We start from the raw sequence: 24,902 nt of genomic DNA, 5'->3' as shown, positions 1-24,902 counted from the left end.
TGAAAATCGCACTCTCCGTATAGCTTAGAACAGGAAAAAAAGGAAACAGGTTAGAGCGGTTGTTTTGCACCGCCGCCCGCATGGGCCCGCCGGGGCCGGGGAGGTCAGTAGGGGAGGAGCGGGGCGCGGACCACGGTGACCTGGTTCCTGCCGCCGTTCTTGGACGCGGCCAGGCCCGACTGGAGCCGTTGCAGGAAGCTGTCCTGGGTGTCGTCCTCCCCGGCCTGGGCCACGCCCAGGGAGAGGAACACGCGGATCTTGCCGCCGAAGATCTTGTGGCCCACGAGCATGCGCAGCTTCTCGGCCACGATGGCCGCCCGGTCGATGTCGGTGTGCGGACAGAGGATGATGAACTTGCCGCCGTGCCAGCGGAACAGGAAGTCGTTGGTCCTGAGCTGGGCGCTCAGGAAATGGGCCAGGTTGGACAAAAGGCGGTCTCCGGTCGAATAGCCGTGGGCCTGGTTGATGGCCCGGAAGCCGTCCAGGTCGAGCATGATCCCGGACAGGTCCAGGCCGTAGCGCCGGACGTTGCCCAGCTCCCGGGTCATGATCTCCTCGAACTTGTCCCGGTTGTAGGCCTGGGTCAGGGAGTCCAGGACGGTCAGCCGCTCCAGCTGCTCGGCCAGTTCGTCGGCCCGAGTCGCGTCCCGGCCCATGCCGGGCAGAACCTTCTTGTACACGAGCAGCCCCTGGGCGGCCAGGACGAAGAATCCGGCCACCATGCACAGGTAGGCCAGCTGCAAGAGCCGGGTGTGGTCCCCGTCCGGATTGAGGCGCAGGGTGTAGACCACCCCGAAACAGACGCACAGCAGCGCGGCCAGGGCCAATATGCTCGCTGCGTACAGCGCCTTGTAGCGCGCCTTCAGTCTGTGGGGAGCGGTACGGTCCATGGTCCTGTCGTTCGCCGGGCTATTTCAGGGCGCCCTCGAAGGTGTAGTAGAGGCTGCCGGTGTCCTTGTCGTTGTCGAAGTCCAGCTCGATGGAGAAGTCGGGCCACATCCAGCCGTAGCGGAACCCGATGCCCCGGCCCGCGCCGTAGCGCTGCATGAGCATGTCCTTGAGGAAGAACTGGTTGACCCTGCCCTTGTAGGCGATGCCCACGCGGTAGAGCTTGTCCTTGTTGAAGTAGTAGGCAACGGACATGATCTCGGCCTTGCCGAAGGTCTTGGGCTCGTCGCGTTTGAAGTAGGTGTTTTCGAAGCCCGCCTCCTGCACCGGGACCAGGCCGGGTGCGTCGGACAGGGAGGTGCCCCAGGATAGGCCGCGGAAGCCGGTGGGATGAGGGGCCTGGACATAGTCGGAGGCCATGGCCGGGACGGCCGCGGCAGCCAACACGATCAGCATTGTCAGGGCGCGCAGTGTGTTCATAGCCGGTATCTTCTCTCAGGAGTAGGGTATGGAAGCATCCAGACTGAGCGCATTGTACGGATTTACAGGTGAAAAGCAAGGAGGAGGACGCCCCTTCCGGACCTCCGCTCCAGTCTTCCCGCGCCGGTCCCCGGCTTCGGAGGCTCCTGCCGATTGTCAGCCCGCGACCGGTTGTGCTATCGGATGGCATGCGAAGGAGACGCCCCATGAAACGATTGGCACCATTCGTCCTGGTCCTGGCCCTTTTCGCCTGCGGCGGCCCCTCCCCCGAGGCCGAGCGGATCGACGCCCTGGAGGCCGAGGTCAAGGCCCTGCGCCAGGAGGCCGGGGAACGCGACAAGGCGTTTCGCGCGGAGCTCGCCCAGGTGCGCGAGAACCTTGAGCACATCCGCTCCCTGCTCGAACAGGGGGGCGTTTCGGACAAGTCCGGGGAGGCCGACTCCGGCGGCGCGCCCACGGACAAGGAACTGGACGACAAGGCCAAGTCCTTTGTGGGCGAGAACCTGGACCGGCTTATGGAGCTGACCCGCAAACTCCTGGACAAGATGGAATCCGAACTGGACGACAAACCCCAGGCAACCGAGGAACCGCCCGTCAAGGGCGACCAAATCTGATGGAGACGATTCGATGAAGACATATATGAAATGGACGCTGTTTTCGGCCCTGCTCCTGGCCGTGGCCCTGGCCGCCGGCTGTGCGGCGGGCAACGCCATCAAGCTGAAATACGCCCTGATCTCCACCGACGCCCCGTGCGTGGGCGAGATCACGGTCTTCCGCTTCGAGGACCAGCGGCCCGCCACCGCGCTGGGCAAGACCACGGATAACGAGACCATCACCTCCCTGTCCGACGTGGCCGAGTGGGTGGGCTGGGCCCTGTTCGACGAGCTCGAGAACGCCGGGTGCAAGGTCAAGTACCGGACCGCCATCATGTCTCCGGACGACGAGCTGGTGGTCACCGGCCAGGTCCTGGACCTGACCCTGAACCAGACCGGCGTGACCACCTACAAGGGCCGCGTCTCGGTGCGCATCGTGGTTTCGCGCGGCGATACGACACTGCACGCCGAGAAGTACACCAGCGAGGTCGAGGACGTGGTCGTTCCCGGCTACTCCTCCGAGGCCGACATCCTGGCCGAGGCCCTGCGCGGGGTCATGTACGAGGCCATCCCGGCCATTGCCGCGGCGGCCCGGAAGTAGCCAGGCCGCGTCGCTTTCCCGGTCCGCCGGGTCCCTTCAGCCCCCTTTGAGGAGCACCTATGTTTGCCGACAAGGATATCTGCAAGCGCTGCGGCGCGTGCCGTGACGAGTGTCCTTTCGACCTCGTCGTCGAGGACCGCGAGGGCTTTCCCAAGCTCCGCCCCGCGGCCAGGAAGACGTGCATCAACTGCGGCCACTGCGTGGCCGTCTGCCCGGTGGGGGCCGTGACCCTGCCCGAGATGCCCGCCGTGACCCCGGGGCTGGCCCCGGGCCAGTGCGGCCCGCTGGACCGTGATCTCAAGCTGACCCCGGCCCAGGCCGATCAGTTCCTGGCCGGACGGCGTTCGGTGCGCACCTACAAGGACAAGCCCGTGCCCGAGGAGGTCCTGTCCCACCTCTTCTCCGTGTCCTCGTTCGCGCCCAGCGCCAAGAACGGCCAGCCCGCGCAATGGATCGTGACCCGCACGCCCCAGGCCACCCGGCGTCTGGCGGGCATGACCGTGGAGTACATGGCCACCAACTCGATCATGCCCGGCGTGGTCAAGAACTGGGCGCGCGGCGTGGACAAGATCCTGCACGGTGCGCCCCACGTGGCCGTGGCCCACGCCCCGGAGGACGGCTTCAACCCGGCCGAGGACTGCGCCCTGGCCGCCGCCTACCTCGAACTCGCGGCCCACGCCCACGGCCTCGGCGCCTGCTGGGCCGGTTTCCTCATGGAGGTGGCCGAAGGCTGCTGCAACATCCGCAGGGAGTTGGGCATCCCCGAAGGACACGGCGTTTACGCTGCATTGATGTTGGGATATCCGAAATATCGCTACAAGCGTATCCCCACGAGGAGAACTGTCGAGATTAGTTGGCTGGATTAGCGGGGGGCGGCTTCCGATAGCGGGCCATTTGCACATTTTTTCCGGGGGCTTCCACCCTCACGTAGACGGCTACGCTGCGGGGAAAGCCCCCGGAAGAAAATGCACAGCTGACCCACTCTCGACAAATCCGCAGGACAGCGGATTTGGACGTTGCGGTCCTTCCGCAACGCCCGAAGGGGTGAGCCCCAGGACGGGGCGAATCAAAGCCTATTCCGAGCGCGGGGGACTGAGCCGCTGTCGGGTGCTGCGCACCCGAGTCGCTCCAGATCTTTGGCGGTGCGTTCTCCTTATAGAAAGGCAAGTGCCTCGCCCGACATTGTGTCGAGCGAGGCACTTGCCTTTCTATATGGGGCACCCTCCTACCCATTCTTTGGAGCGATTTCGGGGCGGCACGCCCCGAACAGCGGCTCTTCGCACTATGGATAGGCCCGCTATCCCGAGCCGCTTAATCTTCGGGCGCAATAAAAAAGGCCCCGTGACGGGGCCCTTACTTGCGAGTTCACTCGAACTAGATATCGAGTAGCGCCGCCTTGATGTTCTTGCGCCCGAACTCTCTCGCTCTCGATTCGTCCCACATGAAGATATCGATGCGCTGGTGAAAGCGCTTGTTCATGAGGTCGTTGATTTCGAAGATGCCGAGGCCCTCGATGCGGACCTTGCGGCCGAAGACCCAGCCCTGGTCGAAGAGGTCGCGGGACACGGCGATGGTGCCGGAGCGGACCTTGCGCATGGAGGCGGCGATGAGCGGATCGTCGTCGCACTGATCGGTGGTGGGGTTGTAGGCGGTCACGGTTACCGTGCGCACCGGGGACATATTCTTGGCCTTCTGCAGGAGGCGGGCCTCCTCGACCATGATCTTGCGTGCTTCGGCGGTCTTCTGGACCAGCTCAAGGCGGTGGTGCAGGTCGTCGATCTTCTGCTGTTTGACGACCACAACCACGGCCATGATCACCAGGGCCGCACACAGGACCGGAGTGATGGTGTAGTTGAATAGTATTCGCATCAGGATTGCTTCCTTGTTGTTTTAGGTCCGAGGCATATAATGACCGCCCAAAACCTTGTCAACGCCTATGTCTTTTCGATGCAAGACACGGACCTCGCCGCTGCAATACATTGAATTAAAAGGTAAAATTATACTATAGTCCGTTCGATGGGCTGAACGCGGCAGGGGAGACGCCTGAAATAACAGCCCCTTGCGGGAGGTCGTTTTTATCGGTTTGAATTATTTCTTGATATAGAAAATCACTTTGAATATATTAAGCTCGAACAAGCGCGCGGTGTGGCGAAATTCATCAAGGAAACAAATGGGTTCAACGACATTCAGAGTGCTTCCGGTGGACCGGGGGGAGGCCTGCCTGCTGACCACCCGGCGCGGGGCTTATCTCTTTGACGGCGGTGGGTTGGGCGGGGATTTGCCCGGACTGCTCAGGGAACGGCGGGTGGGCAAATTGCGGGCCGTGGTGTGCACATCCGCGTCGTTCGACCGGCTCGGCGGGATTCTCGATCTCATGGACAGCGACTATCCGGTGGGGGAGTACTGGCTGCCCGAAAGCCTTCGCGCCCTTGCCCGCGCTGCGCATGGGTTTGACGGCAAGATCGCGCACTGGCTGGCCTGCTGCGGCTGGCCAGCGCAGGCGGACGTCTCCTCTCCCTTGCCCGACACCCTGCCGACCGTTCCCGCCGTGCGCCCGTTGGCCCCGGCCGCGAAGATGGCCCTGCTCGGCGCGGCCGCCTGCCTGGGACGGCAGCCGGAAACGAGCGGCAAGGCGACGCCGTCCGAGGTCTTTGCGGTGGTGGCGGAATTGTTTCTGGGCCGTGGCGCGGCCGGGGGCGGGGGCGAATTCCTGCCGCTCTGCCTCGACGATCTGGCGCGGAAGAAGACGACCGGGTCGCGGGCGGTGCTCTGCGGCAGGCTGCTGGATCGCTATGCCGAGGGGATGTCCGTGGCCCGCCAGCGCATGGCCCGCGAGGTGGCCGGGAGCCTGGCCGTGTCCGTGGCCGCCGAGGGGCTGCTGGCCCGTGGCGGGGTTCGGGTACGCTGGTTCCGCCAGACCGGGCGGCAGGAAGGGCATCTCGTGTCCCGGCACCCGTTCATGTGCCTGAACGGCCTGCCGGTCACCGGGGAGCCCGGCCCGGCGGGGAGCGTGTCGGCGGCGGAACTGTTCCAGGCGGTCCGGCGGTTGAGCGCGCCCGGCAGCGGTCTGGCCTTCCGGTTCGGGGACGTGGATTGCGGTGTGCTGCTCTGTGGGAATTCCGCCCTCGCCTTTCTGGGGAGGCGGCGGATTTTGTCCCTGAACCGGCCCACGGTGGTCACTGCCCCGCAGCAGGGCGGCCTGGGCGGGGAGCAGGCGTACGGCCGGGTCCGGTCCGCTGCCCCGGAAAGGGACGTGTGGGTGCGCTCGCACGCCTCATTCGGCCGACGGGTGGCCGAGGGCTTCCGGCGTCAGCCGGTCCGCTTGTGCCTGCGCGACTGCCGCTACCGGACCGTGCAGGAGATCCTGCTCGCCTTTGACCATGGGCGGTGGAAGCGCATTTCCGGAGCGGTCTGTACCTGCGTTTGAGCCGGTTATTCCCTGTTTTTGACCTATACAGGCAGGAAAACCACTTTCCAACCCCATTCACGGATGCTAAGCTGCTTTTTCTACTGGAACCGAAGGGGGAGCAATGACGCGGGATTTGTTCGACATCGAGCAGTTCCTGTCCAGCCTGGCCCATGACCGGGAACTGGCAGTGGAACTCATCGATGCCTTTCTTGAGGACTGCCCGAAGCGCGTGGCCGAACTGGCCGAGGCCTTGGGTGCCGAAGACGTGGGCCGGGCGACCAAGCTGGCCCATTCGCTCAAGGGCATGTGCGGGGTTGTTCGCGCCGAAACGCTGGGCAGGCTGGCCCTGGAGATGGAGTATGCCGGGCGCAAAGGGGACCTGGTCCCGCTGCGTGAGCGGTTCGACGACTTCAACGACAGCCTGGGCCGGACCCGGGACCTCATGGTCCGCTTCCGGGACGACGGCTGAGTTGCAGACAGCAATAAAAAAAGGCCTGTCCGCCATATGGCGGACAGGCCTTTTCATGCGCAGGGCGGTTATTCCGCTTCTTTCTTCGCCTCGGGGGCCGGAGCGGCTTCCTCGGCGGGAGCCGCCGGGGCGGCCTGTTCGGCGGCCGGAGCCTCGGCCTTGGGAGCCTCGGCCTGGGGCGCTTCGGGCAGGGAGAAGTCCATGGTCACGTTGTTCATGGCTGCTTCGATGTCCTTGGTGATGTCCACGGTCTCGCTGGACGCGATCACGGCCTGCTTGCTCAGGATCACGGCCAGCCCCTTTTCCTTGCGGTAGTTCTCGAGGATCTCGTTGAACTTGGCGTCGACCATGGCGACGATGCGCTGCTGCTCGGCGTTCATGGTGTTCTGCAGCTCGCCCATGGCCAGCTTGTAGGCGGCCACGGTCTCTTCGGTCTGGTTGGCCTGCATGGCCTTGTAGGCGGCTTCGGCCTTCTGCTGCAGCGGCTTGCCCATCTCCTGGAGGTGGGCCATGGCCTCGGTGGCCAGCTTGTTTTCCTTGAAGGCGGCGGCCTCGTCCACGATGCCGATCTTGATCGGCTGCTCCTGGTTGCAGGCGCTCAGGCCCAGGGCCAGGATGGCGACGACGAGCAGGGGAAGAATCCGTTTCATTACTATATCTCCATGGTTTCGTTTGGTGTCACTCGGGGTTCGAAGTCGCGCAAGACTACGCGCGCCGCCGGTATCTGGCAAGGGAAAGATCGGCTGGCCCGTCCCCTCGCCCGCCCGCGCCGGGGGCTTTGGCCGGGGACGCGAAAAGGGCGGACCGGCACGCGTCCCGGCAGGATGTGCCGCGCCCGGACCGACGCTTACTCTCTGGAAACATAAAGTTTTCTTAATGGCACACCCCTTGCTGTTTACACTTCCGAGAAGGCGTCGGGAATTTATTGCCGGGAATGGGTATCCCGGTGGTTCCCGCGAATCCGGCGAGCGCCGGATCGGAGGAAGTATGAGTTTTGGAAGCATGTATGTGGGCGCCACAGGCGTGATAGCCCACAGCCAGGGCATGCAAGTCCTGGCCAACAACTTGGCGAACGTCGACACCATCGGCTACAAGCGCTCGAACATCCTGTTCGGCGATTTGATGAGCCAACAGGTGGCCTCGGGCAGCGCCACGTATGATTCCGGGGCTTCGCGCATCAGCCAGATGGGCATGGGCGTGGGCGTGTCCGCCATACGGGGCATCTTTACGGACGGGCCATTGTCTTCGTCCACGGCGTCCACGGACCTGGCTCTCTCGGGTCAGGGGTTCTTCGGGGTCAGCGACTCCTCGGGAACCATGCGCTACACCCGGGCGGGCGGATTCCGCTTCAACACCGAGGCCTACCTGGTCAACCCCCAGGGGTACCGGTTGCAGGGGTTCGCCTACGACCGGGAGACCAAAACGTGGGGAACGAGCGTGTCCGACATCCAGTTGCCCTACGAGGACATCACCGTGGACGGCCAGGTCGCCCGCGTGGTCCGGTCCGAGCCGCTGGCCACCTCTTCGGTGGAGTTGGTCACCCAGCTCGACCGCACGGCGACCAGTCAGATCTCCAATGAAGACAATCCGTTCTTCGCCATGGTACAGGCGTACAATGCCAACCTGAGCAACGCGGCCACGCCTTTCGGCAATACCCGGCCGCAGTACTCCACGTCCATCAGCGTGTTCGACGAGAACGGCGGCCGCCACGAGATGACCGTCTATTTCGACCCGGTGTCCACCTCGAACCTGTCCAACGCGGTGCCGGGCTACACCTATTGGGAATACGTCATCGCCTTCCCCGGGGAGTCGGACGGCTCGTCGGCCTACGGCACATCGGCTGCCGGGCTGGCCGGAATGGGGGTCCTGACCTTCAACGACCGGGGGGTGCTGGTCAACCAGTCGGCCTACACCCTGGACCCGACGGCCACCTCCGGAGCGGGCGGCAAAAGCCTGTCCTCCTGGGTCCCGGCGAGTTTCAGCGACGACGGCCTGGCGCAGTTCAACTATACCTTTGGCAGCAACGGCGGCGCCACCGGCGAGACCCGGACCATCAGCTACGACTTCGGGATCAGCTCGGCCAACGGCTCCTGGCGGACCAGCGGCGGCGGCACGGCCGCCTCCATCGGCAACAATGCGGACCTGTTGATCGAGATGGACAACATGAAGCGCGACGCCCGAGTGACCACCAGCTACGACAAGCCGTCCGCCACCATGTATCACCTCCAGGACGGTTACTCCTGGGGTTACCTCGATTCCATCAGCGTGGACCAGAACGGGGTCATGAGCGGCCATTTCTCCAACGGCCAGACCGAGGAGATGTTCAAGGTGGCCGTGTACAAGTTCAACAGTCCCTGGGGGCTCAAGCGCGACGGCGGGACCAACTTCCTGGCCACCGACGCCTCGGGCGAGGCCATGCTCGGCGAGGCCGGAGACCGGGGGCGCGGGACCATCAGCCAGAAGTCCCTGGAGGAGAGCAACGTGGACATGGCCAAGGAGTTCGCGACCATGATCGTCACCCAGCGCGGCTACCAGGCGAACACCAAGGTCATCACCACCTCGGACTCGGTCCTGAACACGCTCATCTCGGTCAAGCGCTAGCCGCTTCCCGATAAACGCCTTGCAGGGCGCTGTCCGGCCGGTCCGGGCAGCGCCCTTTTTCACGCCTCGCCTTGAATTCCCCCGGCAAACCGGATAGTCAGAGCAAGATTTGTCAACAAGGAGCATTCCGTGACGGATACACGCGACGACCGCAGCCCCGAGACCGTATTGGACCTGGTCCGGGAGGTGGAACGGGAGGCCCCGGGCGGGGCCGAAACCCTTTTCATGGCCGCCATGCTGGCCGACGCCCCCCTGCCTTACGATTTCGCCCTGTCCGTGGACGGCACCCCGCACAACCCGGCCCTGGTCAACCCGGCCGCAGCCTTTTTCGCGGCCACTGCGCTCATGGACCCGCTGGTGGGCCGCGATCTGGTCATGGCCGATGCCGACCACCAGGTATTCGCCCTGCCCGGAGACGTGCGCCAGGCCCTGCGCCGCTCCCTTGACCCGGAACAGGCCGCCGAATGGGCCGGGCGGGCGATCTACGCCCTGAACCTGGCCCTGCCCGACGCCGACCCGCAGCAATGGCCCATGGTCCGGTGGCTCATGCCCCACGTCCTGGCCTGCCGCGACTTGGTCGCCGAGCTCGGCGTGCACACGGCAGCGGCCAACCGGGTCCTGCACCAGACCGGATTCTCCCTCTACTACCAGCAGCGCCACCAGGAGGCCGCCGAACTCCTGGAAGCGGCCATGAACGTGGATGTGGCCCTCAAGGGCGGCAACCACCCGGACATCGCCGCCGACCTCGAGGGGCTGGCCACGGTCTACTGGGCCGGGAACGATCTGGCCCGAGCCGAGGCCGCGTTCAACGCCTGCCTGGACCTGCAACGCGAAATCTTGACCGAGAACAACCTGGCCACGGCCCCGGTCCTGAACGGGCTGGCCATGGTCAGGCAGGCGCGGGGCGACCTCGCCGGGGCCGAGGCGGCCCTGAACGACTGCCTGGCCGTGCTCCGCGCAGCCGATCAGGAGCGCCACCCGGCCGCCGCCTCCTGCCTGCACAACCTGGCTCTGCTCATGGACGCCCTGGACCGCCCCGGGCAGGGGTTGCAACACGCGCTGCAAAGCCTGGAGTTGGCCGCCGAGCTATACGGCGAGCGCCACCCGGAGACCGCGTCCAGCCACAACCTGGCCGGGCTGCTCTTCGAGCGGCTGGGCAAGGACCCCGAGGCCGAGGCCCATTTCCGCAAGAGCCTGTCCATTTACGGCGGCGCTTACGGCGAGGACCATCCCGAGACCGGTCGGGCCCTGTGCAATCTGGCCCTGTTCCTGGACAACCGGGGGCGGACCGAAGAGGCGTTCGACTGTTTCGAGCGCGGTTTCGCCGCCTACGAGCGTTCGCTCGGGCCGGATCATCCGTACATGGAAAACGCCCTCGACAACCTGGTGTCCTTCATGGAACGGACCGCGTCCTCGGATTCGCCCCTGCGCGGGCGGGCGCGGGAGCGGCTCAAACTGATCGTGGAAAAAGCGGGGTAGCCATGCATCCGATTCTTGCCGTGGGGCTGGGGGAAATCCTCTGGGACGTGCTGCCCCAGACCCGCCTGCTGGGCGGTGCGCCCGCCAATTTCGCCTATCACGTCAACGCCCTGGGCGGGGCCGGGGTGCCGGTGTCCCGCGTGGGCGACGACGACCTGGGCCGCGAAGCCCTGTCCCTGCTCGTCTGCCTGGGGCTGAACATCGACGCCGTGTCCCTGGACCCGGATCATCCCACCGGCACGGTGGACGCCCGCGTGGACGCGGACGGCGTGGCCACCTACGTCTTCCCGGATGATGTGGCCTGGGATTTTCTGACCCTGGACCAATCCGCCCTGACCCTGGCCGCCAATGCGGACGCCATCTGCTTCGGCTCCCTGGCCCAGCGCGGGGAGATTTCCCGCCGGTCCATCCACCGCTTCCTGTCAGCGGCCAGGAAAGGGCTCAAGGTCTTCGACATCAACCTGCGCCAGGACTTCTATTCCCCCGAGACCCTGGCCGCATCCCTGGACGCGGCCGACGTGCTCAAGATCAACGACGCGGAACTCGACATCGTGACCCGCCTTTTCTCCCTGCCTCCGGGCGAGCAGCCCGCCCTGCGCGCGCTCATGGAGCGCCACGGTCTCGACCTCGCGGTCCTGACCCGGGGCGACAAGGGCAGCCTGCTTCTGTCCCCGGACACCGTCTCCGATCTGCCCGGCGAGCCGATCAAGGTGGTCGACACCATCGGGGCCGGGGACGCCTTCACCGCCGCCCTGGTGCTCGGCCATCTCAAGCAGTGGCCCCTGGACAAGATCAACCGCTACGCCGCCAAGGTCGCGGCCCACGTCTGCGGGCAATCCGGCGCCATGCCCGAGATGCCCCGGGAGCTGCGGTTGGCGTAGCCTCCCCGCGACGATCCTCCCAGAGCTTGAGAAGGCCGCCTTTCGGGGCGGCCTTCTTCATGGGGCGATGCGTGCCGGAGTGTTTACCCAAAGCGCCTGCATCTCACACGGGTAGGCAGGGGTATGGGGCGCGTCCGATCCCAACCGTACGGCATGGCTGTCGATGGATTTTTAGTCGTCATTCAAGGGGTTAAGAGACGAGATGCAAGCATTTCATCCTTTGCCGTTGACTTCTGCTGTGTGGCTAATTATAAAACTGAACGTTCAGTTTTACAATAAGGCGGAAACGGGTGCGATTCGTCCGTTGCGCCGCAAACGGGCGAATACACCGCTCAATGAGGAATGTTATGTCATCAACCAATACATCAAGTGGGCCGGGCATGGAAAAAGAGCTGTCCAGGATCACGGTCTCCCTGTTCACCCTGGTCATCGCCGCGCTGGTGGCGAATCTCTATTACGCGCAGCCGCTGGTCGCCTCCATCGCTCCGGCCATCGGCGTGACGCCCGAACTGGCAGGATCTCTGGTCAGCGTGGCTCAGGTGGGCTATGGCCTGGGGCTTTTCCTGCTGGTCCCCCTGGCGGATCTGGTGGAGAGCCGCGCCCTGGTCCTGGCGTGTCTGGCCGGTGCGGTCGCCGGATTGTTCGGGGTGGCCTCGGCCCAAACCAGCGGCGTGTTCTTCCTGTCGTCCTTCATTCTCGGGCTCTGCTCGGCTGCGGGGCAGATTCTCATGTTGACCATCGCCCACCTCACGCCGCTTGAACGCCGGGGCCGCGTGGTGGGAATCGTCATGGCGGGACTGCTCGGCGGCATCATGCTCGCACGGCCAGCAACCCTGTTCCTGGCCGGGTTGTTGGGATGGCGGGGCGTCTTCTACCTTTCCGGTTCCCTGCTGCTTTGCTGCACCGTGCCGCTCGCCTTCGCCATGCCGGTCCGCAGGCCGCAGGGGGGCATGCATTACGGACGCATTCTCGCCTCCATGGTCCGGCTGCTGCGCGACCTGCCGACGGTGAGACGCCGGGCCGTCTACCAAGCCTTGCTGTTCTGCGTCTTCAACATCCTCTGGACCGCGATTCCCCTGTTGCTGGCCGACCGGTTCGGCATGGGCTCCTACGGCATCGGTCTGTTCGCCCTGGCCGGAGCCGGTAGCGTGGTGGCCGCTCCCTGGGCGGGGCGTCAGGCCGACAGGGGGCGCACGGCCGTGACGACCCTGGGGGCCATGGGACTGGTGGCGGCCGTGTTCGCCCTTTCCGGATTCGCCGCCGCGCAGGCCATGTTGGCGGGGCTGTTGATCTGTACCATTTTGCTTGACGCGGGAGTGCAAACCAACCAAATACTGAGTCAGCGCATCGTGTATTCCGTGCCCACCGCCATCGGCGGGCGGGCCAACGGCATCTATATGACCATCATGTTTGCGGGCGGTGCGCTCGGGTCTGTGCTGGGAACCCTGCTCTACCATGTGCACGGGTGGACCGCCGTCGCCATGGGCGGCACCGCTTTGAGCCTCCTGGCCCTGATCCTGTATCGTTTTGAGCCGCAAACGGGTGAGGAGGCGACCGTTTCGTGACCATAGGCAAAGCCGAGCGCCGGGGGCCGGGCCGACCGCGTAGCGAACAGTCGCGCGAGGCCATCATCCAGGCGGTGCTCGACTTGTTGGGGGAACAATCCCTCCGCGATATCTCTATCGAGGCCGTTGCCCGCCGCGCCAAGGTGGGCAAGGCCACGATCTACAAGTGGTGGCCAAGCAAGGCCCATCTCGTGCTGGAAGCCTTTCTGGAGAGCAAGTACCGGCACGCGCCCATCCCGGACACCGGCTCCACGCGCCGCGACCTGCTGCAACACCTCTCCGCCCTGACCCGTTTTCACCAGACCCCCCAGGGGCAGGCCCTCGTCCATTTTCTGGCCGAAGGGCAGAGCGACCCGGATTTTCAAAAGGATTTTTGGGACTGCTTCCTCAGCGTCCGTCGCAAGGAGGTCGCGGCCATGCTCCACCGGGGCATGGCGCGGGGCGAATTGCGCGACGACGTGAACGTCGACCTGATGATCGATCTCATCTACGCCCCCATGGTCTATCGCCAGATGATCGGATTCGGCCCCCTGAGCCAAGAGGGCGTCGAGGAATACGTGTCCATCCTGCTGGAAGGCCTTGGCGGCCGCTGAGCCCGCCGCGCCTTCCCCATCTCCCTCCGAGTCGTGGACGATTCTTGCGTCCCGGTGCGCATTTTGCGCGCACGAGCCTTTCTATGCGCACGTGATCTGAAGTAATTTCAGTTTGTTACTGCGTGGCACGGGCTGTGCTCTTGTCTGTACGAGAGCACAGCCCGAGCGGCCTGGAATCGTGAACAGGCCGTGAGGCTGCAAGGAGGATGAAACCATGAAGACCACTTTTATGAAGACCGCCATATCGTTGGTGTTGATGCTGTCGCTGCTGGCCGGTTGCCAGACCACCCGTGCGCAGAACGCCGCCGGGATCGGCACCCTGGCCGGTGCCACCCTGGGCGCCCTGACCTTCAAGAACAAGGTGTCCGGCGCGGCCATCGGCGCGGGCGTGGGCATGCTCGCCGGCTACATCGTGGGCAACGAGATGGAAAAGGCCGACCGCGCGCAGCTGGCCAATACCCTCGAAACCACGCCGTCCGGCTATACCACCCAGTGGGTCAACCCCGATACCCGCACCCGCTACGAAGCCATCCCCGAACCGCCGCGCGCATACAACGACGGCCGCGTCGAACGCGACGTGACCATCAAGGCCCGTATGGCCGACGGCTCCACACAAACCGTCTACGCCAAGGCCTACCGCCAACCCGACGGCTCCTGGCAACTCGTCCAGTAGCGCCTCGTATAGTGCGTAAAAAAGGGAGAGGGAAACCCTTTGAGAAAAGGGTTTCCCTCTCCCTTTCCCCCGGACCCCCATCCCCTCTTCCTTCCTAAACTTTTTGTGCCGCTTCGCGGATGGTGCGGATGTTGTCAGGGTGGGAGTTCCGATACGCTGCCTTCTCGATTTCGCTTAACCTACGTTTTTTTTGGGCTGCGTAGGCTACCGTCCCGACCGCGCTCATCCAAACCTTCCGCGCAATTACTCCCGACTCCAGCGCCCACCCTTCGCCGCAGGCGACACAGGGACTCCAAAGGGGGCTCGCCCCTTTGGCCGCCGGAGGCGAAATCATCCGACAACCGCCGCGAAGCGGCTTTCTCTAACGGTCTTTCTTTTGCCCGAACAGCCGCCCGATAGCCCAGGGCCGGAACCCGGCTGTGCGGCGTTGGACGTAGAGCAGGGCGCAGCCGGCGAGCATGACGGCGTCGCGGAGGAAGGCCACGAGCGGGCCGGTGGGGGCGTTGTCGGTGTTCTTGGGGGTGCCGAAGCAGCCGCAGTCGGCGTCGAGGCCGAGATACAGGGCGTAGAGCAGGACAACCATGAACCCCAACAACTGTGCGACAACGATCAGTAACGCGCCGCGCACGTCCAGGATCAGGCCGAGCCCGGACAGGATTTCCACGCAGGGTATGGCGTAGGACAGGAACCCCGCCATCTTCCAGGAGACCAGGCCGTAGATGTTGATGGTCACGGCAAACCCTTCTGGATGCATGAGCTTGAGCGTCCCGGCGTAGACGAAGAGCAGACCGAGGACCACCCGGACGGCGGTGTAGAGGATCTTGGAGTCGAGCGGCGATTTCATGGCGGTGTCCTTTGGGCTCCTTGCGTGGGCTTCGCGACCATAAAGCGTTCCGCCCCCGAGTGCAAACCCGCGTGGGATGGGGTGTCGGGCCGAATTTCCACGAAAAAGTCTAGAAAAATTCAAGAATATCAACCACAACAGGCTGCGGTTTGTTGTGGATATGAAAAATCATTGTGAAATGAGTATGATGGAGTCTGTTTTTTCTTGTCGAAAGCTGGTGATTCCGGTACTCCAATGAAGAACAACAAAGACCGCAAGCTAGCCAAGGGAGCGTGACATGACTGGCAAGAAAGTCCTTTCCGTAGCCGAGATCGCCCGCGAGCTCGACCTGCCCGAATCCACGGTGCATTACTGGAAGAACCGGTTCGCCCAGCATCTGCCGAGCGTGGGCCGGGGCCGCCAGAAGCGCTTCAAGCCCGAGGCGGTGGAGATCTTCGCGAACATCTCCAGGCTGCTGAAAGAGGGCCACACGGCCCGCGACGTCATGGACCGGCTCTCCCAGGAATACCCGCTCCAGGCCGACGCCGTGCCCGCTTCCACGGGCGGCGGCGGTGCGCCGGTGCAGGCCGTGGGGTCCATGGATCAGGTCATGACCATGGCCGCGGCCATCGGCATGGAGATCGCCAAGTCCGTGGGCGAGGGCATCCGCTCGGTGCTGGCCGCCGAGAGCGGGGCCGATGTGGCCGATATCCGCGAGGGGCTGGAGGAGACCGCCCTGCGCATCTCCACGGCCATGCAGGAGACAGAGGCGCTCAGGGCCGAAAACCGGGAGCTCAAGGAGAAGCTGGCGGTCATGGAGGCCGAAATGGTCCGTTTGCGCAAGGATCGGCGCGAAATGGAAAAATACCTGCTTGACAAGATCAAATCCGTATCTACTTAAGACCTGTTCCCGGGACGCCATTCCCGAACATACTCTCTCTATCGAAAAAGTCCCGCCGGGTGCGCGATAGCCGCGCATCCGGCGGGCGCGCATCTCATCCCGTACGGAGGTATCTTTTCATGGGCAAGAAAACCACCCACAAGTTCAAGGCTGAGGTCAGCCAACTGCTCGATATCCTTGTACACTCGCTGTACACCAACAAGGAGATATTTCTCCGCGAGCTGATATCCAACGCGTCCGACGCCCTGGAAAAGGCCCGGTTCAAGACCCAGGCCTCGGGCGAGACCGACGACCTGGCCCCGGAGATCCGCATCACCTGCGACGCCGAGGCCAAGACCCTGACCGTGACCGACACCGGCGTGGGCATGACCCGCGACGAGCTGATGCGCAACATCGGCACCATCGCGCATTCGGGCACGGCCGAGGTGGCCCGGCTCGCCGAAGAGGGCAAGGAGTCGCTGGATTCGCTCATCGGCCGGTTCGGCGTGGGCTTCTATTCCGTGTACATGGTCGCCGACGAGGTCACCGTGACCACCCGGTCCATGGACGCCGACGCCAAGCCCATCGCCTGGACCTCGGACGGCCGCACCGACTACAAGCTCCAGGAGCTGGACGAGGACCGTCCCCACGGCACCGAGATCACGGTCAGCCTGAAGGAGGACCTGGCCTCGCAGTTCACCAACGAGGCGCACCTCAAGCATGTGGTCAAGACCCACTCCAACTTCATCAACTTCCCCATCTTCGTGGGCGACGAGCGGGTCAACACCATCCAGGCCCTGTGGCGGGAGCCCAAGTTCCAGATCAAGGCCGAGCAGTACGCCGAGTTCTACAAGTTCCTGACCTTTGACTCGGAGGACCCCTTCGACACCCTGCACACCTCGGTGGACGCGCCGGTGCAGTTCAACGCGCTGATGTTCATCCCCAAGCACGGCAACGACCCGTTCGGCCTGGGCCGCGAGAACCGGGGGCTGGACCTGTACGTGCGCCGCGTGCTCATCGAGAAACAGAACAAGGACCTGCTCCCCGAGTACCTGGGCTTCGTCAAAGGCGTGGTCGACACCGAGGACCTGCCCCTGAACATCTCGCGCGAGACCCTGCAGGACAACCTGCTCATGCGCAAGATCAGCTCTACCCTGGTCAAGCAGGTGCTCGACCACCTGACCAAGCTGGCCAAGGACGACGCGGACCGCTACAGCGAGTTCTGGCGCGCCCACGGCGAGCTGTTCAAGGCGGGTTACATGGACTTCCTGAACAAGGACAAGTTCGCCGGGCTGGTCCGCTTCAACTCCTCGGCGCTCGACGACGACAAGGCGCTGACCTCGTTCGCCGACTACATCTCCCGCGCCAAGGAAGACCAGAAGGAAATCTACTACGCCTACGGCCCGAGCCGCGAGGCGCTCGCCCTGTCCCCGCACCTGGAGGTCTTCCGCCGCAAGCACGTCGAGGTCCTGTACCTGTACGAGCCCATCGACGAATTCGTCATGGACGCCCTGCGCGAATACGAGGGCTGTGCCCTGGTCTCGGCTGAGCACGCGGACATGGCCAAGCTCGACAAGTTCGAGTCCATGGAGAAGGAGGACAAGCCCGAGCCGCTGAACGAAGAGCAGAAGGGCGAGTTGGACAAGCTGCTTGCGCGCATGAAAGACGCGCTCGGCGACGCCGTGACCGAGGTCAAGGCGTCCACCCGGCTGTCCGAGTCCCCGGTCTGCCTGGCCAACCCGGACGGCAACGTGACCTCGTCCATGGACAAGATCATGCGCGTCATGAGCAAGGACACCTCCATCCCCAAGAAGATTCTGGAGATCAATCCGGACCATGCGCTCATCCGCAACATGCTGGCCATCCTGGAAAAGGACGAGAATGATCCGTTCATCGACCAGGCCGCCAACCAGCTTTACGAGTCCGCCCTGCTGCTCGAAGGGTATCTGACCGACCCCCACGCCTTGGTGGGCAGGGTCCAGGACCTGCTGACCAAGTCGAGCGGCTGGTACGTGGAAACGCGTCCGTAAGACTCGACACTCAAGATTATCGGGGAGACCCCGGACAGGTGATCACCTGTCCGGGGTCTCTGTTTTAGGGCACTCCGGTCTGTTGTATCGAATTTGTTGCAGCAAGAGGCCAGTTCTAATGTATATAATGGTTATTTTGTTGTATGGATGATGTATGCATAAGTGTTTATGTAATACACGTCTGAAATAAAAGGACTGCCTATGTTGAGGAATTTTGGGATCAAGACGCGGATTTTCGCGTTGCTGGCGTTGCTGGTCCTGTCGACCGCCCTGGCCAGCGGAGGGTTCTGGTGGGGCATGGTCAACCTGTCCGCCACAGGGACCTCCGAGGCGGAAAAGGCCATGATGGACGGGTTCAAGCGGACGCTGACGTATTCGGTTCAGACCATGGTCACCAAGGCGGGCGACGCCCTGGCCAAGTCCGGGGCCACCGGCCAGGACCGGTGGGCCGTGCTGCAGAGCGAGATCGAGAAGGTCCGTTTCGGAGAGGACGGCTACTACTTCGGATACAGGCTGGACGGAACCCTGGTGGCCCACGGCGTGAACAAGTCCCTGATCGGGCAGATGCGCCTGAACAACACGGACGTGAAGGGCACGTCCTACATCAAGGAAATGATGGAGAAGGCCCGGAACGGCGGCGGCTTCGTGACCTACTGGTTCCCCAAGCCGGGCGAGAAGGAACCGTCCCCCAAGCTCTCCTATGTGCAATTGGTGCCGGGCACGGACGACCTGATGCTGGCCACCGGCATCTACATCGACGAGATCAACAGCAAGAAGGCCGCCATAGCCGAGGCGCTGAACGGATTCACCCGCAACCTGGTCATGTGGATCGGGATGGCGGTCCTTCTGGGGTTGGCCCTGATCGTCGTCCCGGTGTGCATGCTCATCGCCCGGTCGATCATCGGCCCCCTGCACGCCAGCGTGGAGTTCGCCCAGAAGATCGCGCGCGGCGAGCTCGGTCAGGTGGCCGGCGACACGGGCAGGGACGAACTGGCCCAGTTGTCCGGGGCCATGGACGAGATGCTCACCCAGCTCAAGAACGTGGTGGTCAGCGTCCAGGCGAGCAGCAACAGCGTGGCCTCGGGCGGCGTGGAGCTGACCTCCTCGTCCGACAGCCTGTCGCAGGGCTCGGTCCAGCAGGCCGCGGCCGTGGAGGAGGTCGCATCCTCCATGGAGGAGATGACTTCGAATATCCAGCAGAACGCCGATAACTCCAGGACCACGGAGAAGATAGCGCTCAAGGCCGCAGAGGACGCCGAGCACGGCGGCGCGGCGGTGGCCAGCACCGTGGATTCCATGAAGAAGATCGCGGAGAAGATATCCATTGTCGAGGAGATTGCCCGCCAGACCAACCTGTTGGCGCTCAATGCGGCCATCGAGGCGGCCCGGGCGGGAGAGCACGGCAAGGGATTCGCCGTGGTCGCCGCCGAGGTGCGCAAGCTGGCCGAACGCAGCGGCGAGGCGGCCGGGGAAATATCCGAGCTGTCGGCGTCCAGCGTCCATGTGGCCGAGCAGGCCGGGAAGATGCTGGCCGACATGGTCCCGGATATCCGCCGCACGGCCGAACTGATCCAGGAGATCGCCGCCGCCTCGGCCGAGCAGAACCAGGGGGCGAGCCAGATCAACGGCGCGCTTCAGGAGCTGGACGGCGTGGTGCAGCAGAACGCCTCGGCCGCCGAGGAGGTGGCCGCCACCTCCGAGACCCTGGCGGGCGAGGCCGAGCAGTTGCAGCAGGTGGTCGGCTTCTTCCGGGTGGAGCAGTCCGGTTCGGCGGGCCGGACGAGTACCCGTTTGGTCCAGGAGAAGGCGGCCGCGCTCCCCTCGGGAGAGGGCGGGGAATTCGACCGCTTCTGAGTGCGGTCAAAGGATACGTGAACCGGAATCCGGGCGGCCCGGCCGTCCGGATTCTTCGTTCGTCTCGCCGACGTGCCCTCCCGGAGCAGATTATAACGGCGGGAAAATCGCCACCGTGCTATGGAGTGGGCAAGTGTGAATGTCCTGTTTGTGGTCGGCAGAAGGAAGGGCTGGGCATTGCACCTCCTCACGCGAAGCGGCCGGTCCCGGAATCGTTCCGGCCCGGCCGTTTCCTCGTTTTCAAGGCGTGTTCAGTATCCCAATCCCAGCAGCTTTCGGCACAGGTCGGTGGCGTAGTGGTCGGTCATGCCGGAGATGTAGTCCACGATGGCCATGACCAGCCGGTAGTCGTACAGCTCGTCCCCGGGGATGTCGTCGATGAGCTCCTTGCCCAGCAGCGCCTGGACCTTGGGGTTGATCGCGACCACGGGCGGCTGTTTCGTGTTGTCCACGTCGACCATGGTCCGGTCCAGGAGCAGGCCGAGGGCGTTTTGCGCGCCCATTTCCAGCACGGCCTTGCGCCGGGAGAGGAACAGCCGATCCTCGATTCCCTTGTACGCGTCGTGGATGGTCCGGCAGATGCCGTCCGACATGTCCATCAGGCTGGCCGAGTGGTCTAGGGAGCCGTCCATGACCGCGTCGTAGCGGGCCTTGAACACTTCGACCGCGTCGTCTGTGGCGCGGCCGATGAGATTCGCCCGGATGATGCTGTTGCGCTGTCGGAAGTGCCGCTTGCGATAGCGCTGCGCCCTCTCGGGCGTGGCGTCCAGGTCAAGCGGCCCGGCAAACTGCTTGTACATGAAGCCCTCGGGCAGGATGCCCAGTTCGGTGGCGTCCTCCATGTCTATGATCCGGTAGCAGATGTCGTCGGCCGCCTCCATGAGGAAGGCCAGGGGATGGCGGGCGAACCGCTCGCCCTTGTCGATCAGGCCCAGGGCCCGGGCCACGGTCCGGACGGTGTCGGCCTCGGTCCGGAAGATGCTGAACTTGTCCTTGCCCGCGTCGAAGGTGGACGGCCAGGGATATTTGAGCAGGGCGCCGACCACGGCGTAGGTGGGGTTCATGCCCTCCTTGTAGAATCCGGTGCTGAGCATGGTCCGCACCGCCATGGCGTTGCCGTCGAACTTGGTGAAGTCGGTCAGCAGTCCGGGGGCGAGGAACTCGTCGATGTTGGAGCGGGTCTTGAACCAGTCCTTGATGGCCGCCTCGCCGCTGTGGCCGAAGGGCGGATTGCCGATGTCGTGGGCCAGGCAGGCGGCCTGGACGATCTCGCCCAGGTGGATGGGGGTGATGCCGTCGGGCAGTTCGCCCTTTTCGGCCAGGAAGCCGCCGACCAGTTCGCCGAGGCTCTTGCCCACGGTGGCCACCTCCAGGCTGTGGGTCAGCCGGGAGTGGATGTGGTCGTTCTCGTTCAGGGGATGGACCTGGGTCTTGCGCGACAGGCGGCGGAAGGCGTCGCTGAAGATGATCCTGTCCACGTCCCGCTGGAAGGGGCTGCGCGGGCCTTTCTGTTCGCTGTTCCAGTCCGTGCGCGTGGCGTCGAGCAGCTTGTTCCAATCCATACGGGGTGCGGAGCCCATGGTCGTTCCTCCGGGGGCGTTGATGCGGTTCTCGTCGAGCCCCACAACTCACCAGATTATCCCGCACCGGTCAACTCCCCGGAGTCACGGCAAAAATAAACAGCCCGCGCCGCAGGCGCATAATGGGATGCAAGGGTTATGACCCTTGCCCGCCGGAGGCGAAGTCACCCGATAAACGCCGCGAAGCGGCAATCATATGCTGATTTTCTCGAACAAGTGGATAATCAACGGCGCACGGGGCCGGGGCGGGATTATTCCCGCCCCGGCCCCGTGCGCCGTTGAGTTGGTTCCTAGAGCGTCGGGTCCATGGCCGAGGTCAGCAGCCTGGCGATGTCCATGACGTCGGGCTCGTAGCTACCGGCGTTCACCTCGGCCTTGAGCCTGGCGATCTTGTCGGCGCGCTCCTGGGCGGAATCCCGGTGCCGCCCGGTGTCCACTTCGTCGAAGGCGTCGAGCACGCGCTCGGTTTCCATATGGGCCGCGGTCCGCCCGCGGCTGTCGTCATAACCCTTCATTAACCCCTCCCTGGGTTATTGAAGTCAGCGGGAAGGGCGGCATATGCCCTTCCCCAAGGTCTCCCCTCATCCGCTGCGCAGCCCCGGCCGCATCCGTGCGACCGCGTCCTCCCGCTTGCCTGCGGATTGGTTGCCCGCCTCCTGGAGTTGACCGGGAGTTCCGGGTTGCTTCTCTTATCGGACGCGAGGCGCGAATGCTTAGGGTGGGAGAGCGGATTTCCCGAATTAATATTAGTTCGCAATTCCAATTGGATAGCATGGGCAGAAAAACCGCCGAACGCTCGGCAAAGCCAGGGTTCACAAGGGTTTGCGGACGGTTGAAGGACAGCGGCCCGCCGCTCCGCTCCATCGGATCGTCACCGTTTCGCCATGACGTTTCGGCGTGCGGTCGGGCATCTTGTCTCTAGACTTTCTCGTGAAAACTGGTCATTGTTTGCATAACTGGTTGAACCTAAGCGGAGGCATACAATGAAATTGATTCGCTGATTCCCGGCCACGGGTGCCAAGTCGTGAGAAACCCTGGAATCAACATCAACCTCGGACGGGGGATTATGGCCCAGAAGCATTTTGTCCTCGACACCAACGTCCTTATTGAAAACCCCAAATGCATCATCGCCCTACGCAATGGGGTGGAAAACCAGATCTACATTCCCTACACCGTCCTGGGCGAGCTGGACGGACTGAAGAAAGACCCGCGCATCGGCCACATCGTCTCCCAGGCGGTGCGGGCCATCCTCGAAGACGAAGCCGTCAACATCTTCCCCCCGGACTTTGCCGAGACCCTCACGGACCCCGTGATGGACGACCGCATCCTCAAGGAGATCCTCCATGTGGGGCCGGAAGAGGCGACGCTGATCACCAACGACCGCATTCTCCAGATCAAGGCCAAGTGCTACGGCATTCCCAGCGAGGAATACCGCGACTCCGATCCGTTTAGGTCCGAGTCCCAGCGCTACACCGGATTTGTGGAGGAGGGCGAGGAACCGGTGCGCAACTGTTTCCGCTGGGAGAACGGCACCCCGGTCTTCCACGGCCCGGAGGGGCCCAAGGAGATCAGCTACACCCACGAGATATGGGGGGTGAAACCGCGCAGCGTGTACCAGAACCTGGCCCTGGAGCTGATGCTCTGCGACGGCATCGACCTGGTCTCCATCCAGTCCGAGGCGGGCTACGGCAAGACCTTCCTGTCCCTGGCCGCGGCCCTGTACCTGATGCTGGAGCGCAAGGACAACCCGTACCGCAAGATCTACCTGGTCAAGCCGGTGGTCGAGATCGGGGCCAAGATGGGCTACCTGCCCGGCGACATCGAGGAGAAGATGCTGCCGTACATCAAGTACATCCAGGACCTGCTCATCAAGCTGCACGACATCCGGCCCGCCAACCGCATTTTCATGGACCCGACCAGCGACTCGTTCAAGTTCAACCCCAAGAAGTTCGAGGTCCAGCCCGTGGCCTTTCTGCGCGGCATGAACATCGAGAACGCGGTGGTCATCGTGGACGAGATGCAGAACCTGTCGCGCGGCGAGACCCGCGCCCTGCTGACCCGCATGGGCGAAGGCGTCAAGTGCATCTGCCTGGGCGACACCCGGCAGGTGGACAACCCGTACCTCAACGAGTCGAACAACGGACTGAACTGGACAGTCCGCAAGCTCAAGGGGTACAAGAACTATGCGCACATGGTTCTCAAGGGCGACCGCTCGCGCGGCCCCATCACGGACATCGTCCTGAAATCAAAACTGTAATCGGCCACAGGCAGGGGGTTCCCCTGCCCGGCCTTGACGGGAGCATACATGCCCAGGCGGCACCCCGCTCTCCCGCTGGCGGCGGGATTGATCCTCTTCTGCTTCGCGCTGCTCGCGCCCCTGCACGGCACTGCCCGGGCCGGGGACATAGAGATGCTCGCGCCCATGCGGACCGCTGCCTTCCCGTCGCTGGAATCCGCCATCCGCATCAAGGGGCCGCTCTATTTCTGCGGCGAGTTCGTGCCCCTGCACCTGCCCGAGGTGCGCGAGCGGCTGGAAAAGGAACTCCTGCTCATGCTCTGGGACCGCGCCCAGGTCATCCTTTGGCTCAAGCGCACGGGCCGGTACTTCCCGCACATCCAGACCGTGCTGCGCGGGCGGAACATGCCCGACGACCTCAAGTACATCGCTGTCATCGAGTCCGCGCTCAAGCCCAGGGCCGGGTCCAGCCGGGGGGCGCGCGGCATCTGGCAGTTCATTTCCTCCACGGCCTGCAACTACGACCTGACCGTGGACCGCTTCGTGGACGAGCGGCGTAATTTCTATTTCGCCACGGGCGCGGCCGCGTCCTACCTCAGGGACCTGCACGACCGGTTCGACTCCTGGACCCTGGCCTGTGCGGCCTACAACATGGGCGAACAGGGGCTGGAAAGGCAGATCGGGAAGCAGGAGGTCAAGGACTACTACAAACTGCATCTGCCCGACGAGACCCAACGCTACGTGCTGCGGGCCATCGCGGCCAAGCTGATCCTCAACGACCCGGCGCGCTACGGCTTCGACCTGCACCCCGAGGACTATTACAAGCCGCGCAAGTTCGACCGGGTCAAACTGCGGGCCAAGTACCCCACGCCCCTGACCCTGGTGGCCAAGGCCGCGGGCACCTACTACAAGGACATCCGCGACCTCAACCCGCAGCTGCTGGGCGAGGTCATCCCGCCGGGCCAGCACGTCCTGTTCCTGCCCGAGGGCGCGGCCGAGGAGTTCGCCGAACGCTACCACCCGCTCATGGCCCAGTACCGCGAGACCCTCAAGCCCGAGACCTACGTGGTCAAGAGCGGGGATTCCCTGATCGAGATCGCCCGCAGGCACGACATGAGCCTGTACCAGCTGTGCAAGCTGAACAAACTGAGCAAGCGGTCGACCATCCATCCGGGCCAGAAGCTGCTGGTCCAGTAATTCCGTTTTTTGGGTGAAGAGGGCGGGTTTACCGCGCTTTTCGTCTGTCGGGACCGACCGTGACGCCGTA

General features: G+C 64.1%; 23 protein-coding genes. 16 read left to right on the top strand and 7 right to left on the bottom strand.

The annotated features are described in order from the left end of the window. Positions 1 to 104: 104 nt before the first annotated feature. Both ACR42D_RS17830 and ACR42D_RS17825 read right to left on the bottom strand, forming a co-directional pair. The gene (locus tag ACR42D_RS17830; RefSeq protein ID WP_484568130.1) at positions 105 to 890 is read right to left on the bottom strand and encodes a GGDEF domain-containing protein; all 786 of its coding nucleotides are present in this window, start codon (positions 888 to 890) and stop codon (positions 105 to 107) included. A 19-nt stretch (positions 891 to 909) separates the two neighbouring features. Next, positions 910 to 1,368: a hypothetical protein gene (locus ACR42D_RS17825; RefSeq protein WP_484568129.1), complete on the bottom strand. Its 459-nt coding sequence runs from the start codon at positions 1,366 to 1,368 to the stop codon at positions 910 to 912. A 206-nt stretch (positions 1,369 to 1,574) separates the two neighbouring features. On the opposite strand from ACR42D_RS17825, the gene ACR42D_RS17820 reads away from it, so the two are divergent. Genes ACR42D_RS17820 through ACR42D_RS17810 form a run of 3 tightly spaced genes read left to right on the top strand, consistent with a single transcriptional unit; the run spans position 1,575 to position 3,428 of the window. Then, positions 1,575 to 1,982, top strand: a complete 408-nt coding sequence (locus tag ACR42D_RS17820; RefSeq protein WP_484568128.1) for a hypothetical protein — start codon at positions 1,575 to 1,577, stop codon at positions 1,980 to 1,982. Between the two features lie 13 nt (positions 1,983 to 1,995). Beyond that, positions 1,996 to 2,562: a hypothetical protein gene (locus ACR42D_RS17815; protein ID WP_484568127.1), complete on the top strand. Its 567-nt coding sequence runs from the start codon at positions 1,996 to 1,998 to the stop codon at positions 2,560 to 2,562. A 59-nt stretch (positions 2,563 to 2,621) separates the two neighbouring features. Further along, positions 2,622 to 3,428 (top strand): nitroreductase family protein, encoded by an 807-nt coding sequence (locus ACR42D_RS17810; protein ID WP_484568126.1) that lies wholly within the window; start codon positions 2,622 to 2,624, stop codon positions 3,426 to 3,428. Between the two features lie 508 nt (positions 3,429 to 3,936). Here the strand turns inward: ACR42D_RS17810 and ACR42D_RS17805 are convergent. Continuing rightward, entirely contained in the window at positions 3,937 to 4,431 is a 495-nt protein-coding gene (locus ACR42D_RS17805; protein ID WP_484568125.1) for a 3D domain-containing protein, read from the bottom strand. A 301-nt stretch (positions 4,432 to 4,732) separates the two neighbouring features. Between ACR42D_RS17805 and ACR42D_RS17800 the strand changes: the two genes are divergently transcribed. Together ACR42D_RS17800 and ACR42D_RS17795 are read left to right on the top strand one after the other, a co-directional pair. Next, complete coding sequence (locus ACR42D_RS17800; protein ID WP_484568124.1) at positions 4,733 to 5,989, top strand: hypothetical protein; 1,257 nt, start codon at positions 4,733 to 4,735, stop codon at positions 5,987 to 5,989. A 103-nt stretch (positions 5,990 to 6,092) separates the two neighbouring features. Next, positions 6,093 to 6,440 carry an Hpt domain-containing protein gene (locus ACR42D_RS17795; RefSeq protein ID WP_484568123.1) on the top strand — a complete coding sequence of 116 codons (348 nt, stop codon included), beginning with the start codon at positions 6,093 to 6,095 and terminating at the stop codon, positions 6,438 to 6,440. 68 nt (positions 6,441 to 6,508) lie between these two features. Here ACR42D_RS17795 and ACR42D_RS17790 read toward each other — a convergent pair whose 3' ends face one another. Continuing rightward, positions 6,509 to 7,090 (bottom strand): OmpH/Skp family outer membrane protein, encoded by a 582-nt coding sequence (locus ACR42D_RS17790; protein ID WP_484568122.1) that lies wholly within the window; start codon positions 7,088 to 7,090, stop codon positions 6,509 to 6,511. Between the two features lie 337 nt (positions 7,091 to 7,427). On the opposite strand from ACR42D_RS17790, the gene ACR42D_RS17785 reads away from it, so the two are divergent. The 6 genes from ACR42D_RS17785 (at position 7,428) to ACR42D_RS17760 (ending at position 14,232) form a co-directional block, all read left to right on the top strand. Beyond that, positions 7,428 to 9,041: a flagellar hook protein FlgE gene (locus tag ACR42D_RS17785; RefSeq protein WP_484568121.1), complete on the top strand. Its 1,614-nt coding sequence runs from the start codon at positions 7,428 to 7,430 to the stop codon at positions 9,039 to 9,041. A 129-nt stretch (positions 9,042 to 9,170) separates the two neighbouring features. Next, positions 9,171 to 10,520 (top strand): tetratricopeptide repeat protein, encoded by a 1,350-nt coding sequence (locus ACR42D_RS17780; protein WP_484568120.1) that lies wholly within the window; start codon positions 9,171 to 9,173, stop codon positions 10,518 to 10,520. Positions 10,521 to 10,522: 2 nt separating this feature from the next. Beyond that, positions 10,523 to 11,401, top strand: a complete 879-nt coding sequence (locus ACR42D_RS17775) for a carbohydrate kinase family protein (protein ID WP_484568119.1) — start codon at positions 10,523 to 10,525, stop codon at positions 11,399 to 11,401. A gap of 380 nt (positions 11,402 to 11,781) precedes the next feature. Next, positions 11,782 to 12,966 carry an MFS transporter gene (locus ACR42D_RS17770; protein WP_484568118.1) on the top strand — a complete coding sequence of 395 codons (1,185 nt, stop codon included), beginning with the start codon at positions 11,782 to 11,784 and terminating at the stop codon, positions 12,964 to 12,966. Further along, positions 12,963 to 13,559 (top strand): TetR/AcrR family transcriptional regulator, encoded by a 597-nt coding sequence (locus ACR42D_RS17765; protein ID WP_484568117.1) that lies wholly within the window; start codon positions 12,963 to 12,965, stop codon positions 13,557 to 13,559. Before ACR42D_RS17770 ends, ACR42D_RS17765 begins: the two co-directional genes overlap by 4 nt. 214 nt (positions 13,560 to 13,773) lie before the next feature. Continuing rightward, positions 13,774 to 14,232, top strand: coding sequence for a glycine zipper domain-containing protein (locus tag ACR42D_RS17760; RefSeq protein WP_484568116.1), 459 nt, complete (start codon positions 13,774 to 13,776; stop codon positions 14,230 to 14,232). A 361-nt stretch (positions 14,233 to 14,593) separates the two neighbouring features. Here the strand turns inward: ACR42D_RS17760 and ACR42D_RS17755 are convergent, their stop codons facing one another. Next, entirely contained in the window at positions 14,594 to 15,076 is a 483-nt protein-coding gene (locus ACR42D_RS17755) for a DoxX family protein (RefSeq protein ID WP_484568115.1), read from the bottom strand. Between the two features lie 277 nt (positions 15,077 to 15,353). Here ACR42D_RS17755 and ACR42D_RS17750 point away from each other — a divergent pair, with 277 nt between their 5' ends. From ACR42D_RS17750 to ACR42D_RS17740, 3 genes are all read left to right on the top strand, one after another. After that, positions 15,354 to 15,956, top strand: a complete 603-nt coding sequence (locus tag ACR42D_RS17750) for a MerR family transcriptional regulator (RefSeq protein ID WP_484568114.1) — start codon at positions 15,354 to 15,356, stop codon at positions 15,954 to 15,956. A gap of 119 nt (positions 15,957 to 16,075) precedes the next feature. Continuing rightward, positions 16,076 to 17,965 (top strand): molecular chaperone HtpG, encoded by a 1,890-nt coding sequence (gene htpG, locus ACR42D_RS17745; protein WP_484568113.1) that lies wholly within the window; start codon positions 16,076 to 16,078, stop codon positions 17,963 to 17,965. Positions 17,966 to 18,166: 201 nt separating this feature from the next. Then, the gene (locus tag ACR42D_RS17740; RefSeq protein ID WP_484568112.1) at positions 18,167 to 19,819 is read left to right on the top strand and encodes a methyl-accepting chemotaxis protein; all 1,653 of its coding nucleotides are present in this window, start codon (positions 18,167 to 18,169) and stop codon (positions 19,817 to 19,819) included. 251 nt (positions 19,820 to 20,070) lie between these two features. On the opposite strand, the gene dgt is transcribed toward ACR42D_RS17740, so the two are convergent. Together dgt and ACR42D_RS17730 are read right to left on the bottom strand one after the other, a co-directional pair. Further along, the gene (gene dgt, locus ACR42D_RS17735; protein WP_484568111.1) at positions 20,071 to 21,399 is read right to left on the bottom strand and encodes a dGTP triphosphohydrolase; all 1,329 of its coding nucleotides are present in this window, start codon (positions 21,397 to 21,399) and stop codon (positions 20,071 to 20,073) included. 290 nt (positions 21,400 to 21,689) lie between these two features. Further along, positions 21,690 to 21,914, bottom strand: coding sequence for a flagellar biosynthesis anti-sigma factor FlgM (locus ACR42D_RS17730; RefSeq protein ID WP_484568110.1), 225 nt, complete (start codon positions 21,912 to 21,914; stop codon positions 21,690 to 21,692). A 551-nt stretch (positions 21,915 to 22,465) separates the two neighbouring features. On the opposite strand from ACR42D_RS17730, the gene ACR42D_RS17725 reads away from it, so the two are divergent. Together ACR42D_RS17725 and ACR42D_RS17720 are read left to right on the top strand one after the other, a co-directional pair. Beyond that, positions 22,466 to 23,656, top strand: a complete 1,191-nt coding sequence (locus tag ACR42D_RS17725; protein ID WP_484568109.1) for a PhoH family protein — start codon at positions 22,466 to 22,468, stop codon at positions 23,654 to 23,656. 48 nt (positions 23,657 to 23,704) lie between these two features. Next, complete coding sequence (locus ACR42D_RS17720; protein ID WP_484568108.1) at positions 23,705 to 24,832, top strand: lytic transglycosylase domain-containing protein; 1,128 nt, start codon at positions 23,705 to 23,707, stop codon at positions 24,830 to 24,832. Positions 24,833 to 24,902: the final 70 nt, after the last annotated feature.

Origin of the sequence: Pseudodesulfovibrio sp. lm2024 (assembly GCF_051175575.1) — a bacterium.
GTDB classification, from domain to species: Bacteria; Desulfobacterota; Desulfovibrionia; order Desulfovibrionales; family Desulfovibrionaceae; genus Pseudodesulfovibrio; species Pseudodesulfovibrio caledoniensis.
Note: the sequence above shows the minus strand (reverse complement) of the source record. Positions and strands in the feature narration are given on the sequence as shown.

Excerpts from the sequence above, each read along its gene's own strand:
- ACR42D_RS17815 (WP_484568127.1), top strand. The coding sequence starts at position 1,996 with ATGAAGACATATATGAAATGGACGCTGTTTTCGGCCCTGCTCCTGGCC.
- ACR42D_RS17790 (WP_484568122.1), bottom strand. The coding sequence starts at position 7,090 with ATGAAACGGATTCTTCCCCTGCTCGTCGTCGCCATCCTGGCCCTGGGC.
- ACR42D_RS17720 (WP_484568108.1), top strand. The coding sequence starts at position 23,705 with ATGCCCAGGCGGCACCCCGCTCTCCCGCTGGCGGCGGGATTGATCCTC.
- ACR42D_RS17725 (WP_484568109.1), top strand. The coding sequence starts at position 22,466 with ATGGCCCAGAAGCATTTTGTCCTCGACACCAACGTCCTTATTGAAAAC.
- ACR42D_RS17775 (WP_484568119.1), top strand. The coding sequence starts at position 10,523 with ATGCATCCGATTCTTGCCGTGGGGCTGGGGGAAATCCTCTGGGACGTG.
- ACR42D_RS17755 (WP_484568115.1), bottom strand. The coding sequence starts at position 15,076 with ATGAAATCGCCGCTCGACTCCAAGATCCTCTACACCGCCGTCCGGGTG.
- ACR42D_RS17805 (WP_484568125.1), bottom strand. The coding sequence starts at position 4,431 with ATGCGAATACTATTCAACTACACCATCACTCCGGTCCTGTGTGCGGCC.
- ACR42D_RS17750 (WP_484568114.1), top strand. The coding sequence starts at position 15,354 with ATGACTGGCAAGAAAGTCCTTTCCGTAGCCGAGATCGCCCGCGAGCTC.
- dgt (WP_484568111.1), bottom strand. The coding sequence starts at position 21,399 with ATGGGCTCCGCACCCCGTATGGATTGGAACAAGCTGCTCGACGCCACG.
- ACR42D_RS17740 (WP_484568112.1), top strand. The coding sequence starts at position 18,167 with ATGTTGAGGAATTTTGGGATCAAGACGCGGATTTTCGCGTTGCTGGCG.
- ACR42D_RS17825 (WP_484568129.1), bottom strand. The coding sequence starts at position 1,368 with ATGAACACACTGCGCGCCCTGACAATGCTGATCGTGTTGGCTGCCGCG.
- ACR42D_RS17800 (WP_484568124.1), top strand. The coding sequence starts at position 4,733 with ATGGGTTCAACGACATTCAGAGTGCTTCCGGTGGACCGGGGGGAGGCC.
- ACR42D_RS17810 (WP_484568126.1), top strand. The coding sequence starts at position 2,622 with ATGTTTGCCGACAAGGATATCTGCAAGCGCTGCGGCGCGTGCCGTGAC.
- ACR42D_RS17770 (WP_484568118.1), top strand. The coding sequence starts at position 11,782 with ATGGAAAAAGAGCTGTCCAGGATCACGGTCTCCCTGTTCACCCTGGTC.
- ACR42D_RS17820 (WP_484568128.1), top strand. The coding sequence starts at position 1,575 with ATGAAACGATTGGCACCATTCGTCCTGGTCCTGGCCCTTTTCGCCTGC.
- ACR42D_RS17760 (WP_484568116.1), top strand. The coding sequence starts at position 13,774 with ATGAAGACCACTTTTATGAAGACCGCCATATCGTTGGTGTTGATGCTG.
- ACR42D_RS17830 (WP_484568130.1), bottom strand. The coding sequence starts at position 890 with ATGGACCGTACCGCTCCCCACAGACTGAAGGCGCGCTACAAGGCGCTG.
- ACR42D_RS17730 (WP_484568110.1), bottom strand. The coding sequence starts at position 21,914 with ATGAAGGGTTATGACGACAGCCGCGGGCGGACCGCGGCCCATATGGAA.
- htpG (WP_484568113.1), top strand. The coding sequence starts at position 16,076 with ATGGGCAAGAAAACCACCCACAAGTTCAAGGCTGAGGTCAGCCAACTG.
- ACR42D_RS17785 (WP_484568121.1), top strand. The coding sequence starts at position 7,428 with ATGAGTTTTGGAAGCATGTATGTGGGCGCCACAGGCGTGATAGCCCAC.
- ACR42D_RS17795 (WP_484568123.1), top strand. The coding sequence starts at position 6,093 with ATGACGCGGGATTTGTTCGACATCGAGCAGTTCCTGTCCAGCCTGGCC.